Here is a 15,810-nt window from a genome sequence, read left to right on the forward strand (position 1 = left end):
TAAGCTTTTTTATGCAGTGCTGCTGTATGTAACATCCACAATGAATTCATAACGATAGGAGCGATATGTATGAGTCATTCTCTACATCCATCATTCAATTTCCCCAAAAACTTCCTGTGGGGTGGTGCCATTGCGGCCAACCAGGCAGAAGGCGCATATAATCAAGGTGGCAAAGGATTGTCCACCCAGGATGTCGCACCTAAAGGTATCATGGGTCCGATTACTGAAGAACCTACTGAAGATAACATGAAACTGATCGGAATTGACTTATATCATCGTTACAAAGAAGATGTGAAGCTGTTCGCCGAGATGGGTTTCAAGGTATTCCGTACTTCCATCGCCTGGTCCCGCATCTTCCCTAAGGGCGATGAGTTGGAACCTAATGAAGAAGGTCTTCAATTCTATGATGATCTCTTTGACGAATGTCTTCAATACGGAATTGAACCACTGGTCACACTTTCTCATTATGAGACACCCCTGCATCTTTCCAAGGAATATGACGGCTGGGTCAATCGGAAGATGATTGGTTTCTACGAGCGCTATGTGACTACCGTATTCAAACGTTATCAAAATAAAGTAAAATACTGGCTCACATTCAACGAAATCAATTCCATTCTGGAAGCACCATTCATGAGTGGTGGCATCTATACACCGAAAGAGAAGCTCAGCAAGCAGGATCTTTATCAGGCAATACACCATGAGTTTGTAGCCAGTGCTTCTGCTGTGAAGCTCTGTCATGAGATCATTCCAGGTGCGCAGATTGGCTGTATGATGCTCAGTATGCCGACTTATCCGCTCACACCGAATCCGGATGACATGATTAAAGTAATGGAATTCGAACATAGCAATTATTTCTTCGGAGATGTGCATGTAAGAGGCCGTTATCCAGGATACATGAAACGTTATTTCCGGGAAAATGGAATCCAGATTCAAATGGAAGATGGCGACGAAGACATGCTGCTGCATACCGTTGACTTTATTTCCTTCAGCTATTACATGAGTATCTGTCAAACGGCTGATCCGGACAAACAAGTTGCGGGTGAAGGTAATCTGCTTGGCGGTATACCTAACCCTTACTTGCCTGCAAGTGAGTGGGGATGGCAGATCGATCCGCAAGGACTTCGCTATGTTCTGAACATGTTCTATGACCGTTATCAGAAACCACTCTTTATTGTGGAAAATGGTTTGGGAGCTGTGGACGAACTTATTACCGGATCTAATGGTGAGAAGACAGTGGAAGATGACTACCGTATTCAGTATCTGAATGATCATCTTGTTCAGGTCGGGGAAGCCATTGAAGACGGCGTTGAAGTTATGGGATATACATCCTGGGGATGTATTGATGTGGTCAGTGCATCTTCTGCACAATTGAAAAAACGCTATGGTTACATCTATGTTGACCGCCATGACGATGGTTCAGGAACACTCGAACGGTATCGCAAAAAGTCGTTCCACTGGTACAAAGATATCATCAGCAGTAATGGTAAGAGCCTAAAACGTTAAAAAATTACTATCATTGCAAGCAGGTGCATTCCTGCTCGCCCCAGCAGAACATACGGACAAGCATTGGGTACACCATGTTTTGTATTGTTTTCTGCTGGGGGATTTTTATTCATTCATACCATAGATTCAATTGAATTGGACCAGGGTCGGTTCCAGTGATTTCAACGTTAACCACCGCATTCCTGCTTCAAAATCTGCCTGGAAAGAATCGATCAGAATAATGTCAGGATAAGATGGCATTGATAGCTCAGTTTGATACATTTCCCATGCTTGAACAATCGCTTCTTCTTCAACTATCTTCTGGTATATCACAATTTTATCTGGTGCAAGAATCGCATTGACCGTTTGAATCATTTTGCATACCGTTTCAATAAACGTTTCCTTTGCCACTGAGGAATACCAATCCATTCCCATTGGGAGGTACTTTACTTCCCCCGCCATGCCAAGTTTTCCTTTGATCACTTTGCCATCCAGATAAATGCCCATGCCCGGAGGATATTTGGTTGGAAAATAGATCCCAATGACACAGTGATCTTCGTCTAGCTCCTGTTTGGCGCAATATCCGCTGATTGCAGCATTCACATCATTTTCCACCATCACTGGTAATCCGAACTGCGCTTCAAGATCTTCAATCATGCGTATACCTTCTAGCTGTTGGTGACTGCTCACCATAATTTTCCCATTCACGGTTTGCCCCGGAATACCGATACCGATCACTTTAATGGAAGCATGCTGAGCCAGCACGTTTTCAATAATTTCATAGAAGTGTTTCTGATCAAAGGTTGGCATCGTATATTCTTCTCTGAACACCATACGATCCTCTAGGTTAATGACAGTGGCCGTGATCAGATCCTGCCCCTGCTTATCGTTGATGTACATGACCAAAGCCAAGCTGAAATCATAATTATATCGGTAGGTTAGTGCCGGTCTTCCCCATTGGATGGAACTGTCTCATCCTCAAACAGCTCACCCAGATCACATAACTCTTTTACCAGTGAATTGACGGTTACTACACTGAGCTTGGTCAAGGAGGCCAGTTGAGGTTTGGTGGCTGTTTCCACCCGTTTCATGACCTGGCGTACATGGTTTATATTAATTTCTTTCATCAAATACGCATTCGCTATTTTCACAAGCACCCTCCTCCAAAGTTTCTTATTCGATGTAGTAACTATACAATATCTCCATAGGGTTTAAAAACACCCGATGAAAAACATCGGGCATCCTGAAGGTTGATATACACTTGGTGATTAACCTCTGCTGTACTTCATTTTGTCTGCTTCCGTTATTTTGCGAATAACTCTGCACGGATTACCCGCAGCGATTACATCAGAAGGAATGTCTTTCGTGACTACACTGCCTGCCCCAATAATTGTGTTATCTCCAATAGTCACACCCGCAAGAACAGTCACGCCGCCCCCGATCCATACATTGTTGCCCACTGTGATGGGACCTACAATCTCTAGACCTTCGTTACGCTGTTCTACATCATAAGGGTGACCGGCAGTATAGAATCCAGAATTCGGAGCAACAAAAACGTTGTCACCAAAACTGATTTTGGCTCCATCCAGCATAACGATATTATGATTACTGTAGAAATTCTCACCAATTTCAATGTTATAGCCGTAGTCACATACAAACGGCTGCTCGATCAGGAAACGATCCGTCGTTTTACCAAGCAATGTTTTGAGCAACGCTTCTCTCTCGGTGGTCTTGCCTGGGTGAAGCTGATTATACTCGTAACAAAGCCCCTTCGCGTACAAACGCTCATCGATCAATTCTTTGTCGTAATTCGCATTATACAGCAGTCCCAGTTGTGATTTCTCTTTTTCTGTCATGAATTCCTGTGCCTCCAGCTAGCTCTTCTGCCACTCGTTTTCCGTACTCTGCACCTGTTATCCGCTTAAATGAATTCAAGGACAAGAAGTACGATATAATAAATTAAGATACTTTATAAAGCTATAATGATTATATGAAATAACGTAAATAAATCAAGTTCTTTCACAAAATCCACTGGAGAGATTGGCTTTATCCAGCCGCCTGAACCGTTTGCTCCTTACGACTAATTGCATAAACGGCTGACACAAGACCCATCAGGATCAAAACAGATCCTACCCATCCGGTATACATAATGGACGAATGCTCGATAACCACCCCACCAATATAGGTTCCCAGAGCAATGCCAGCATGTGCAATCCCCGAATTGGTGCTAATTAACGTTTCAGCCGTTGCCGGTGATGTTTTGATAATCAGACTATTCTGTACCGGGGTAACCGTCCAGCTTAACGCACTCCAGATACTTAGCAAGATCAAGAAAGCAATCAAAGGCAGTCCGGTACTAAATGGAATAACCGCCATGCTCACGATAAAGGGTATCAGCACGATAACAATGGCTTTGGCCGGGTGCAGACGATCTGATAATATACCGCCGATTCCTCCCCCTGCCACAGCTGCAATACCAACATCATATATATAAAGGTGACCATTGTTGAGCTGGCTCCCAGCGATTCCTGGAGAAATGGTGTGAAATACGCATATAACGTCAAATGCCCTGCGAGCACAAGTAATGTTGTAACATGGATCGCCAGCATTTTTGGATTCCATAGAGCAGCTAGCTGCTTCTTCAATGATACGGCTGGAATCGGCTGCACACGTTCCATGGCAATGCCGATGGCAACCATAACTACTGCAGTCAGAATTGCAATCAACATAAACACTTCACGCCATCCGGCGAGGTTACCCACAAAGATTCCGATAGGTACACCCAAAATCAGTGAAGCACTTCCTCCCATCGTAATTATTCCCACGGCACGCCCTTTATACTGAGGCTCCACAATGCGAGCTGCAAGCGTCAGAGACAGGACAAAAATTAGTGAGCCCGTTGCGGCTCCCAGTGCTCTTCCAGCCATGAGGATATAGAAGTTGGCACTGAATGCAGAGATCAGATTGCTAATCAAAAAAACGAATAAAGTACACATGTATACTTTTTTACGCTCAAATCTGGCCGTCATATTTAGCAAAATAGGCGCAGATATCGCATAGACAAGCGAAAAGATGGAGATTAAATACCCGGCTTTTGCCAGGGTTAGATGAAGATCTGTCGCAATCAAGTCCAGAATCCCGCCTAAAATGAGTTCAACGGTGCCAACCACAAAAGCCGCGATTGCAAGGACATATACTTTTTTGTTCATTTTTGAATCCTCCTCGAAAGTTACAACTACGATAGTAACCCAACGAAGAAAAGATTTCAATACAAAAAAGCCATTCTCCGAAAGAATAGCTTTTCCATACATGGTTCAATAAATTAAACGCGCCAGCAGACGTGCAATTTCTTCGTCCTGAAGCAGCTGGTCACCATATTTTTTGGTAATTTGAGTAAGAGCGACGTCATGATAGAAATAATCCGTCATTGCTTTAACAATTGGTTTGGATGTCGTCTTGATGGCCTTCCATGAGTCATGCTCAATACCAGCAAACAAAAGATAGGCATAATCCACAATGATCAATTGCGAAGGTTCAAGTTTACTGTCCTCAAGCATGGGAATTAACGAATATTTATGCGTTAGAGAGGATTGTAATCCTCCCACAGCCAGAACCTCTACATGTACCCCTTCTACCTCTTTCTGCTCCAAAAGCTCCCGGTATTGGTCCATTTGCTCGTTCCAGGCCAGAAAAAGAATGGATGAGTCGGCTTCTTCAATAAGCTGTTCAATATTTGATGCAATGGATGATGCGTCCTTCAATGTCCAGATATGCTCATCCGTGAATGTACGTTTGATTTTATAAGTCTTCAACTCCTCAATATCCTTCTCAAAGTCGGCCCTTATTTTGAGGATAATGGACTGAAGATCAACCGCCATATACAATTTCTTCTTCCCATGCATCGTTGTTAGGACTGTTCCCTTATCAATAAGCCGATTAAGCACTTCGTATATTTTGGCCTTGGGCACATTGGAGGAATTGACGATGGATGTAGCATCCAGTGGTTGGTCCTGCGCAAATATAGCCTCGTATACCTGACTTTCATATTGTGTAAAACCAAATTTCTGCAACATGGTCCGATCGGCCCGTCCCTTCTTGTTTGTATCTTTCTATACAGTGTAGACGCCTTACCTTTGCATGTCCAGTTTATCCCGCAGACCTCTGTCATGGCTAATTTTGTGAAATGAAGTCGAGATTGAGCTTCCAAAATATAATGATCTCTCCGTGGTTATATTAAGATCCAGGCTGCACATTTTAATTTTAAAGGAGGTATCCTCAAACATGGAAAGCACCCATGATTTTGTGAAGAAGGTAAACGAAAATGCCGAGAAAGCGCGTCATAACAAAAACAATGGCAAGGGAACACCAACAGATAAATTGCCAGCGAAGCAGCACAGCACAAATAAGTAGGGCCTACATGAACTGCTGGGATGAAAGAGTGGATATACTATGCTCCTCTTTGTTCCGGCACAACAAACAGGATCTCTGGGAAGAGATCCTGTTTCAACAATCTGTGATTCAGCGGCGGCCCAAAGTTATCAAACGATCTAGGCCCATGATCCCCCACTTTTAGCGAGTTGCTGTCATCCGATATTTTAACCCCTTCGTTGGAAGACATCTCTGTTCCGTTATTATCCCGAAGAAAGGCATTTAATGTAATATCGCATGGGATTTTCCTTATTGGCAACTTGATCATTGCCCCATTTCTCAAACATAGCGTCTTTTGTCTAGCACCTTCCTCATCTACTTTTCATTTACTATAAAGAAATTTAATAGAAAAGAGATGATGAGGATGGCTGCTGTAAAAGCTGTTCCACAACCGGATTTGGTATTAATCTATTGGTCCAGAAATCCACTCGTTCCCGGTTCACCGCGCAGAATCAAAAGTGTGCGTGTGATCGGAAACACTTCCCCTTGTACCTTCACACTGGTACCTGGTGCATTGCTGATCAATGCCTTAAACTGTTTGCTGGACAATGATATCGGCTTTAAAGTGGTATATCGTAAAAAAACATCAAATATCAGTGGCGTATTATTGTTAAAACGCAGAGCATAAACAAATAAACAGGTGCGTTCCTTCAACTCGGAAGCGCACCTGTTTGTTATTTAAGAAATGAACGGCTGATTCGAGCCTATTTGACGTTCATATAACGCTCGAAGGCATTGTTACGGATGGTCAGTAACTGTTCAAGTCCCATATCATTCAGCTTTTTGATATAAGCATCCCAGCCCTGTTCGATACCGCCCTTCGTTACCCACTGGGCACGCATCGTTGCCACGTAACCATCAATATCCGTTGTTAGCGTTGGCAGCTCTTGGAACTCTTCTGCATTGTACATGACCTTCGGATAAGGTGTCGTTACATCGGCACTGCCCAGCTGATCGATTTGCAGTTTGAGTCCGTCGCCTGCCTGCGGATTAAGTTTAATTTTCTCTTCAAAGGAAGGGCTTACATATTTGGGACCAAAGTCACGCAGGGATTGATCCCAGTACCATGCATCGGCGCTGGTGCCTGCCGGCGGGTCCATGAGCGTGTATGTGCCATCATCGTTTTTCTTGATTACCGTTCCGATCGCACCCCAGAAATTCTGGATGCTGGCTTCATTGGAATAGAACTGGTCAGCCCAGCGTGCAGCTACTTCAGGAACAGTACATGAAGTCGTAATAAGCAGTTCGTTCCGGGCCAGGTTCATGCCGCCGGGGTCACCCGGCTGATAGCGTTTGCCGTCAGGTCCGGCAATGGGAGCAATGGCTTCATATTGGTCACTCCATTTGCCAAATACCGCATCAGGTGTCCACTGATTGCTGAAACCGACGATTGGGATGTCTGCATTTTGCCATTTGGCTGATGTCATGGTGTTGTCCTGTGTAAACAGTTCCTGGTCAATCAGTCCCTCAGAATAGAGCTTATTGGTATAAATAAGGGCTTGTTTATAGGCGTCGGTTGTTGGATAGAACACGGGCTTTCCATCCTGGACAATCATGCTGCTGGCATTAATGTCCGTAATCCCGAACGGATTCAGAAAATCCACATTCAGTCCCGTTTCCGTGTAAGGAATTTCGTCCTTTTTGCCATTACCATTCGGATCCTTTTCCCTAAACGCTTTTAATACCTGATACAGTTCCTCTGTTGTTGTTGGTGCCTTCAGGCCCAGCTTATCGAGCCATGCCTTGTTGATTACAGGCTGGTTCCGGCTTTTTGGACGGGAAGGAAGTCTGGTTGGCATGGAGTAGATTTTGCCATCTGGAAATGTACTGATTTTCTTCATGTCTGGCGTCTCTTCCATAGCTGCCTTCAAGTTGGGCATATACGAGTCAATATATTCATCCAGTGGGCGGAAATAGCTCAGGTTGTTTACAATGTCCGAATCACTAAACACCTGGTCGCCCAGAATAATGTCCGGGAGTGTGCCACTGGCAAGCATAATGGATTTCTGTTCACCCCAGTCATTAGAAGACATCACCTGCCACTCAATCTTCACATTGGAATCTTTCTCCAAATCCTTGAGCCATTGGTTCTGAGTAAAGGTGTCGCCCATATTTCCCCAGCGAACCGTCAGTACCTTGAGTGTGACCGGTTTATTGACAATCGGCAGACCTTCCTGATTGAAGTCACTTGATATTGTAGGCTCTGCAGGTTCACTACCCTTTCCACTACTACAGCCAACAACGCTGACCAACATGACCGACGCGAGAAGCACGCTGCTCATTTTGGTAAATAATTTCTTGCCTATCTTTTTCCCCATTTGGGAACCCCCTTGATTCGTAATGAATTTCAACCTGCCCTATTCCTTCACGGCGCCGATCATCACCCCCTGATTGAAGTACTTCTGGATGAACGGATACACACACATGATCGGAATTGTAGCGATAATAATAACGGAATACCTCATCAAATTGGCAAGGCGCAGGGCAACTTGTGCGGCTTCTCCTGTACCCATGCCGGACTGCATCTGATTCGTGATGAGGATATTGCGCAGAATCAATTGAAGCGGATACAGATTCGGATCTTTCAAATAAATCAGGGCGTTAAAATATGAATTCCAATATCCTACGGCAATCCATAGTCCGAGGACTGCAATGATTGCTTTGGACAGCGGTAATACGATCAGTACAAAATACCGCAGGTTCCCACAGCCATCGATCTGGGCAGCTTCCCATAGATCCCCGGAATGCTGGTCTGGAAAAATGTCCGGGCAACGATCATGTCGAAAACCACCACAGAGAACGGAAGCACCATCACCAGGAACGTGTTGTAGAGATGGAAGTCGCGAATCGTCAGGAAGGTTGGAATCAATCCTCCGCTGAAGAACATCGTAAAGATAAAAAACAGTGAGAAAAACTTTCGTCCGACCAGGTCTTTTCTGGATAAAGCATAAGCCGCCGAAATATTAACCACAAGTCCAAAAAGTGTTCCCACCACCGTATACAGAATGGTATTGCGATATCCAATCCAGATATTCTCGTGTCGCAGCAGCTCCTTATACCCTTCCAGCGTAAAGCCTTTTGGAAACAGCCACACCTGTCCGTTAGCCACGGATGAAGGATCACTGAAGGAAGCGATGACAATAAAATAGATCGGGTAAATGATAGCAATCAGAAAAAGAACAGCAAAGGCATACAGCACGACTTCTGCAACCGAAAAAGGTGTACGACGTTTGGTACGGGGAGTTCTGGTCATTGCTGCCGGTTCCATAACGCTCATCTTGTTTTTCTCCCCTCTACCATAGACTGTTTTCACTGTATTTCTTGGACAACTGGTTGACCAGAATAAGCAAAATGAAATTAATAACCGTGTTAAACAGGTTGATCGCCGAGGAGAAGCTGTATTGGCTGCTCAGCAGACCGATTTTGTAAACATACGTGGACAGAATCTCACTGGAGAGAATGTTCAAGTCGTTCTGCATCAGATAGACTTTCTCAAATCCAACCCCGAGTAATCCGCCCATCCGTAAAATAAGCAGCGTGATGATCGTTGGCAGCAGCATCGGAATATCGATATATCGAACCTTGTGCCATCGACTTGCTCCGTCAACCGTTGCCGCTTCGTAAAGACTTGGGTCTACGGCAGACAATGCAGCAATATAGATAATGCTGTCCCAGCCAACATGCTGCCACACATCAGACCAGACATATACACTGCTGAATAAAGCGGATGAACCCATCAGATCCGGTGCTTCCGCTCCAAAAAGCTGATACATGTTACCTACGAGCCCGGTACTTGGTGAGAACAGGATCAGCATTAACCCCACCATAACTACGGTTGAAATAAAATGGGGCATATACGAAATGGTCTGGAAAAACCTTTTGAATCTCCCCGATCTCATCTGGTTCACGAGTAGTGCAAGCATAACCGGAATCGGAAAGGTAGCCAGACTGTACAAGCTAATCACGAGTGTATTGCGAATCGTATTGGTGAATTGATAGGAATGAAAAAACTTCTCAAAGTATTTGAATCCAGCCCAAGGGCTGTCTCCGATCCCCATGGCCGGACTGTAGTCCTTAAACGCAATTAATACGCCGTACATTGGCTTGTAGGCAAATAATAGAGTCAACAGAACTGCTGGAAAAAGCAGAACGTAAAGGCCCCAGTTTCGCCTGATTCTCTCTAGCCTTTTTCCGATATATAATGGATTGGTCCTCATGGTTCTTCCTTCCCTCCTGTAATCTATACTGATGCTGCTTTCCCCCTGGACCTGTCATCTCTGGAATAGCTTCAGTATAAACCCCATCACATTCGGTTTATCGGACCGCTACGGACGTTATTCGGACTTCTGTGGTTCCATTGTTCAATTTCACGAGTAACCGAAACACTTGGGAGCAAAAATCATATCGTTATCCAGACTTTCGTGTGTGTATTTCGGACTTATGAATCAAAAAACGCAAATCTTTATGCTTTTTTCAAACAAAGGTTTTATACTATTCCTGAGATATTAAAGCGCATTCATAACCAAGGAATCAAGAAAGTGGTGCATTGCTTATGGCAAACCTGAACGTCATTAAACCCTATCCCATTCGGCATTATATCCGCATGATGTTCGTCATTTCATTTGTCGTGTTCATTCTGGATCTGGTCATCAGCATTGCTTCCATCTCCATGGTGAAGCAGCAATCCACCCAATACTTGCAGGATGCGGCCGATCTGTACATCAATCGCATTAATCACGATTTTGCGTACATTAATCATTTCATGGGATGGACACTGGCCAATGACGAGAATCTCGACAACATGAATACATATGGTGTAAACAGTATTCCGTTCCTGAAGGCCAACGAAAAACTACATATGCTCTTCGCCGAACTACAGCGAAACTACGGGCAATCGTACAATTTCTTTTATTATTTGGAGAATAGTGAATATTTCCTCAACTGCGCGCCAATAAGCATCTCCTATTCGGATTATTCAGAAGTGAAAAAACAGATCATTACGCTGACCCACGATAAAGCTGTATATGAGAAGTTCTATTCCCATTGGACACCCATCCACGTGAACGGCACTTCTTATCTTATCAATATTGTGCCGTACTACAACCGTTATCTGATTGCCTTGATATCCGCGGATGATCTGATCTCCCCTCTCCGGCAGATTAATCTGGGTGCCAACGGATACGCCTCTCTCGTTGACGAGAATGGTGTGCAACTTTCCGGGCCTGCCGGCGGGGATCACATACCGGAAGAGAGACATTCATTTCTTGATCTGTTCCAGTCTCACAATGTCGTGAGCAGCGACTTCTCCAATGCGGCATTCAGCGCACATATGGTTATCAAGTTTGGCGCATTCGAGAAAATTATGGTGGCCCAGCTGCTCATTATGCTGCTTTTTCTGATCGTAACGTCCTCGTTAAGCGCAATTATGTTGTTTTTCAGAAAAAATCTGCTGGTTCCCATTCAGCGATTTTCCAAAAATCTGGCGCGTATTAACGAAGGTGACGAAGCTACAGACTTTAAGAGCAGCCGAATTATGGAACTGGAGCAGGTCAATGCACAGTTCAAGGAACTGGTGGGCCAGATTAAACGATTCAAGATTGATCGCTACGAGCAGGAATTGGAGAAACAAAAAATACGTTTGGATTATATGAAGTTACAGATTAAGCCCCACTTCTTCCTGAATTGTCTGACGAGCATGTACAGTATGGCACAGATGCAGATGTACGAAGAAATTGAGAGCATGGCTCTGGCTACATCCCGATATTTCCGCTATATCTTTCAAAGTGGGGAGAATTTCGTTCTTCTGGAGAACGAGATTGAGCATGTGAGAACGTTCCTGGACATCCAGAAATCACGTTATAGAGATGCTTTTTCCTATCGAATTGAACAGCCAGAGGTTATTACGGGCATCGCTGTGCCACCGCTTGTTATTCAGACATTCATTGAAAATGCCGTCAAGTACGGGGTCTCCCGGGACCGGGAATTATGTATTACTTTATCTGTGACGGAAGAACGTCAGGAACATGGCGATCATGTGCTCATCCAAATTTCGGATACAGGTCCAGGCTTCAGCCTGGATGTTCTTGACGCACTCATGCGTGGAGAAGCGCTCGAACAAACTGGCGGCAACCGAATTGGCATTATGAATACTATCCAACGTTTGGAGTTGCTGTATGGAGAGGAAGCGAATATTACATTTGCAAACGACGCAAGTGGCGCTCAGATCACGCTTTCCTTACCCAAAATGATACTGAATTCAGATACTACGGGAGAGGTGACAAACCATGAATGCATTGCTGGTTGATGATGATTACTTTGTCGTCATGGCTTTGGAAAAGAAAATTGACTGGAAAAGCCTTGGCATCGACACCATATTCACAGCCTATAACATTGCGCAGGCCAAGGAGATTTTACAGAGCCATCCTGTTCAGATCCTCATTTGCGATATTGAAATGCCCCAGGGAAGCGGACTTGAACTGCTGGCATGGGTCCGGGAGGAATCACATAGTGTACAAACAATTTTTCTCACTAACTATGCCGATTTCAACTATGCCCAGAAAGCAATCGAACTGCAGAGTTTTGATTATTTCCTGAAGCCTATTGAGTTTGACAAGTTGACTCTTATTATTCAAAAAGCGGTTGCCAAAGCCCGAGATCAGCAGTTCATTGCCAAAGCCATTCATGAGGGTGAACTGTGGCAAAAAAATCGTAGCAAGCTCATTGAGGACAGCTGGCGCAGGCTGATCTCTGGTAAAGCCTTTCCTTCCGGCCCTGCCGACGTCTCTGCCTTTTTGACAGAACAAAATCTTCCATATGAACCAACGGATCTATTTCTTCCTATTCTGGTTAACCTGTTTCCGTATGATGGCACCCTGGGCAAGACCGACAAGAACCTGTTCGATTACGCTTGTTTGAATGTAATGGTTGAACGGTTTCAGGACGCTCTCTTCTCCATTGAAGCCATTATCGAGATCAAGGAGCATAACTGGATGATTATTCTAAAATGGAACAGAGCACCTGATGCACCACTGATCGAATCCATGTGCGGTTCGTTCATCCCGGAGGTTAATAATTACCTGAAGTCGGATGCCTGCTGTAGTATCGGCTTTTCTCTGCCACTGGGTCAGATTCGTCACACGATCAACGAGCTGTTGCTAATGAATGAAGAACGAATCAAACACCGCAACCAGACCTTTTTTCTGAAGAACTACAGCACGCCTGAATTGAATTACACACCGCCTGATCTGGCATTGCTGGAGCAATTGCTGAATGAGAACCGCTTTCAGGCCTTTCTGGATGAAACCGTTCGTTATATGCACCAACTTGTTCGTGAAGGGGTGGTCGGTACTGCCGTGCTCAGCCTGTTGCGTCTCGATCTGGTACAGCTTGTCTATGCCCAATTGAAGAGCAAAGGGATTGAGGTCCACAAACTGTATATGGGCAAAACGAATGATCAATTATTCATGCAATCTCTGTATTCTATTGAAGATATGCAATCCTACATAGCCTATCTGGTTAATACTGCTGCGGAATACCTGAATGTTGCCGAGCAGCCGAAATCGGTTGTACACGAGATTACCCATTATATACGCACTCATTACGGGGAAGATCTAACGAGGAATAACCTGGGGAAATGGTCTATCTGAATCCGGACTATCTCGCACGTCTGTTCAAGAAAGAGATGGGAATCTCACTTGGAAATTATGTCATACATACCCGTCTTGTAGCCGCTCGCCAGCTGTTGGAAACGACTACACAATCGGTCCATGCCATTGCCGGACATGTGGGTTATACCAACTACTCACACTTTACCAAGCTGTTTAAGCAAGAGATGGGCTGCAGTCCCAATGAATATCGCAAGAGGCACCGGGATGGCGCTCATGAAACAGGATGATCTGCAGACCTGAAGCGGAATAACGTAGGGTTATAACTTGGTTTGTGAATCTGATTCTTCTGATCCATATGTTCCTGTCCTCCACCATAAAAATGCCACCCTGCGTATCGTACGCAGAGTGGCATTTGCTGTGCATCAACTTTTCGTTACTTATTCACATGAATGACTTCATTCACTTCCTGAGTGATTTGGTCACCACCAAGTTTTTTCCAATTGGCAACAAAGCTATCGAACTCATCAATAGACAGGTTGCCGTAGATGATTTTCAGAAACGTCTCCGCGCGCAGCTTATCCAGGGTTGCCTGTTTCGTGTTCATGGTTCTCGTTGGTGCGTAGATAAATTCATTCATGACAATCAGGTCGTTATCCCGATAATATTTAATAACGCCCTGCGAGCTCTCCGGTCCAAAAATACGTTCCATATGCCACTTATCCAGATTACCATTGCGGTAATCCATAATATCATCGTAGAACAGCTTCGCTTCAAGCTCTAATCCCGAAGTATCTCCCGTTTTGAGCGCCTGCTCCACTTCATCCTGTGCTTTTACGTTTTTGTTGGCAGGCAGATTGGATACGGTCGCATTATGAAAACCAAGTCCGGTCAACCCGTTCAAATACGCAGCGCGCTCTTCCTTGGCAGATTCACCGAACATTTTTTCTGCCTGGAAGTTCAGCAGCTTGATCAATGCTTCCGGGTGCTCATAGCCTTTACGTACGGCGAATATGCCGCCCAAGCTAAGGTGGTTCTGTGTTTTGGCTGGCTGATCGTCGATTGATTGTACCGGATAAGGCAACCAGTCCACGTTTTTATCCTTCTTGATCATGCTGCTAACCTGAAATGGCGCCCATTGTGGCAGAAAGAACATGCCTGACTTGCCTGCATTCACATCTTCCATCATCTTCGTAAAGTCCTTAACGCCAAACTCGGGATCGAGTACACCCTTCTGATACAGATTTTGCAGCTCACGCAATCCTTCCTTCACTTCAGGTTGAATGGTACCATTCACAACCTTGCCTGAAGCATCCTTGATCCAGGTTTCCAAATAACCATGATAACCAAGCAGGAACGCATTAATGGGCAAATCCTTATTAAGTGCAATGCCGTACGTATCATCTTTACCATTTCCGTCCGGATCTTCAAAGGTGAAAGCTTCTGCAATCTGGATGACGTCCTGCATGGATTTTGGCGCTTCAAGCCCGACCTTTTTCAACCAATCCTGGCGAATCCAGATCATATCCGATGAATCCAGCGAGCCTGGAAAGCTTACCATCGCGTATATCTTGCCGTCCTTGGTTACTGGCTTCAAACCTGCTCCATCCTCAGCGGACATAAACTCCTTGACCAGATCCGATGCATACTTATCATAAACCTCAGTGAGATCTTCCAGCATTCCCGCCTCATGCAGCTGCTCGAATTGCACAGCACTCACTTTGAGTACATCTGGCAAATCGCCGCTAGCCAGGGTGACGTTCATTTTGTCGTTATAATTGGCATCCGGAACAATCCAGTCGTAGGTGACATCGATACCCAGCTCGTCCTTGTATCCCCGGGTCCAAATGTTATTGGCATGTGTATCACCTTCAGCAAGCGATTCTTTTCCGGTTTCATTCATGGTTGATGTTAATTTGATGGGTGGATCATATTTCGTAAGCGGACCTCCGGCATCCTGCTCTGTGTTGTTCGGCTGGGCTTCATTCTCCGCGCTACCCGTACCGGATGAACAGGCTGCAAGCGTAGTTGCCAGAACCATGGTTAACGTTAACAATGAGAATTTCTTTAATGACATGTTCATGCGAATCCCCCTTTTATTCCTCCCGTGAGGTATATAAGATGAACTAATGAATATTAAACGTTGCACTCCGATAGCAGAACAACCTTTTGATCGCTGTTATCCCCAGATTTCCTTTATCCCTTTTAGAAGGGAGAAATCCGGTGATAAAGGCGAACGCTCCGCTTCTACAGGTCTCTTCTGCTCTCTCCGTTATGGTTTAATCTTGCTTCATCT

General features: G+C 44.8%; 15 protein-coding genes and 1 pseudogene. 6 read left to right on the plus strand and 10 right to left on the minus strand.

Going from position 1 to position 15,810, the window contains the following annotated elements:
• Positions 1-69 precede the first annotated feature (69 nt).
• Positions 70-1,503, plus strand: a complete 1,434-nt coding sequence (locus ACTWJ7_RS20705) for a glycoside hydrolase family 1 protein (protein ID WP_301878803.1) — start codon at positions 70-72, stop codon at positions 1,501-1,503.
• 126 nt (positions 1,504-1,629) lie between these two features.
• On the opposite strand, the gene ACTWJ7_RS20710 is transcribed toward ACTWJ7_RS20705, so the two are convergent.
• The 6 genes from ACTWJ7_RS20710 to ACTWJ7_RS20735 all read right to left on the minus strand — a co-directional run bounded on the left by ACTWJ7_RS20710 (position 1,630) and on the right by ACTWJ7_RS20735 (position 5,555).
• Positions 1,630-2,382, minus strand: a complete 753-nt coding sequence (locus ACTWJ7_RS20710; RefSeq protein WP_443145834.1) for an ROK family protein — start codon at positions 2,380-2,382, stop codon at positions 1,630-1,632.
• A gap of 38 nt (positions 2,383-2,420) precedes the next feature.
• Entirely contained in the window at positions 2,421-2,633 is a 213-nt protein-coding gene (locus ACTWJ7_RS20715) for a hypothetical protein (protein WP_443145835.1), read from the minus strand.
• A 117-nt stretch (positions 2,634-2,750) separates the two neighbouring features.
• Positions 2,751-3,338, minus strand: a complete 588-nt coding sequence (locus tag ACTWJ7_RS20720; RefSeq protein WP_301878805.1) for a sugar O-acetyltransferase — start codon at positions 3,336-3,338, stop codon at positions 2,751-2,753.
• Positions 3,339-3,528: 190 nt separating this feature from the next.
• Positions 3,529-3,948: a hypothetical protein gene (locus tag ACTWJ7_RS20725; RefSeq protein ID WP_443146458.1), complete on the minus strand. Its 420-nt coding sequence runs from the start codon at positions 3,946-3,948 to the stop codon at positions 3,529-3,531.
• Positions 3,876-4,691, minus strand: coding sequence for an MFS transporter (locus ACTWJ7_RS20730; protein ID WP_443145836.1), 816 nt, complete (start codon positions 4,689-4,691; stop codon positions 3,876-3,878). The genes ACTWJ7_RS20725 and ACTWJ7_RS20730 overlap by 73 nt, the downstream gene beginning before the upstream one ends.
• A 105-nt stretch (positions 4,692-4,796) precedes the next feature.
• A complete protein-coding gene (locus tag ACTWJ7_RS20735) occupies positions 4,797-5,555 on the minus strand; it encodes a TrmB family transcriptional regulator (protein ID WP_079344345.1) in 759 nt (252 codons plus the stop codon).
• Positions 5,556-5,763: 208 nt separating this feature from the next.
• On the opposite strand from ACTWJ7_RS20735, the gene ACTWJ7_RS20740 reads away from it, so the two are divergent.
• Together ACTWJ7_RS20740 and ACTWJ7_RS20745 are read left to right on the plus strand one after the other, a co-directional pair.
• Positions 5,764-5,892, plus strand: coding sequence for a DUF4023 family protein (locus ACTWJ7_RS20740; RefSeq protein ID WP_036664828.1), 129 nt, complete (start codon positions 5,764-5,766; stop codon positions 5,890-5,892).
• A 382-nt stretch (positions 5,893-6,274) separates the two neighbouring features.
• A complete protein-coding gene (locus tag ACTWJ7_RS20745; protein ID WP_079344343.1) occupies positions 6,275-6,538 on the plus strand; it encodes a hypothetical protein in 264 nt (87 codons plus the stop codon).
• Positions 6,539-6,614: 76 nt separating this feature from the next.
• Here ACTWJ7_RS20745 and ACTWJ7_RS20750 read toward each other — a convergent pair whose 3' ends face one another.
• From ACTWJ7_RS20750 to ACTWJ7_RS20760, 3 genes and pseudogenes are all read right to left on the minus strand, one after another.
• Complete coding sequence (locus ACTWJ7_RS20750; protein WP_443146397.1) at positions 6,615-8,165, minus strand: extracellular solute-binding protein; 1,551 nt, start codon at positions 8,163-8,165, stop codon at positions 6,615-6,617.
• Positions 8,166-8,267: 102 nt separating this feature from the next.
• Positions 8,268-9,163 (minus strand): annotated as a pseudogene (locus ACTWJ7_RS20755) (carbohydrate ABC transporter permease).
• A 40-nt stretch (positions 9,164-9,203) separates the two neighbouring features.
• Positions 9,204-10,127 carry an ABC transporter permease gene (locus ACTWJ7_RS20760; protein WP_079344340.1) on the minus strand — a complete coding sequence of 308 codons (924 nt, stop codon included), beginning with the start codon at positions 10,125-10,127 and terminating at the stop codon, positions 9,204-9,206.
• A gap of 335 nt (positions 10,128-10,462) precedes the next feature.
• On the opposite strand from ACTWJ7_RS20760, the gene ACTWJ7_RS20765 reads away from it, so the two are divergent.
• The 3 genes from ACTWJ7_RS20765 to ACTWJ7_RS20775 are packed head-to-tail and all read left to right on the plus strand — an operon-like array spanning position 10,463 to position 13,804.
• Entirely contained in the window at positions 10,463-12,214 is a 1,752-nt protein-coding gene (locus ACTWJ7_RS20765) for a sensor histidine kinase (RefSeq protein WP_301878814.1), read from the plus strand.
• Complete coding sequence (locus ACTWJ7_RS20770; RefSeq protein ID WP_443145837.1) at positions 12,195-13,556, plus strand: response regulator; 1,362 nt, start codon at positions 12,195-12,197, stop codon at positions 13,554-13,556. The genes ACTWJ7_RS20765 and ACTWJ7_RS20770 overlap by 20 nt, the downstream gene beginning before the upstream one ends.
• The gene (locus tag ACTWJ7_RS20775; protein WP_443145838.1) at positions 13,544-13,804 is read left to right on the plus strand and encodes a helix-turn-helix domain-containing protein; all 261 of its coding nucleotides are present in this window, start codon (positions 13,544-13,546) and stop codon (positions 13,802-13,804) included. The genes ACTWJ7_RS20770 and ACTWJ7_RS20775 overlap by 13 nt, the downstream gene beginning before the upstream one ends.
• 146 nt (positions 13,805-13,950) lie before the next feature.
• Here the strand turns inward: ACTWJ7_RS20775 and ACTWJ7_RS20780 are convergent, their stop codons facing one another.
• Entirely contained in the window at positions 13,951-15,597 is a 1,647-nt protein-coding gene (locus tag ACTWJ7_RS20780; RefSeq protein ID WP_301878817.1) for an extracellular solute-binding protein, read from the minus strand.
• Positions 15,598-15,810: the final 213 nt, after the last annotated feature.

The sequence above is a fragment of the Paenibacillus sp. 1A_MP2 genome, assembly GCF_052244825.1.
Lineage (GTDB): Bacteria > Bacillota > Bacilli > Paenibacillales > Paenibacillaceae > Paenibacillus > Paenibacillus vandeheii.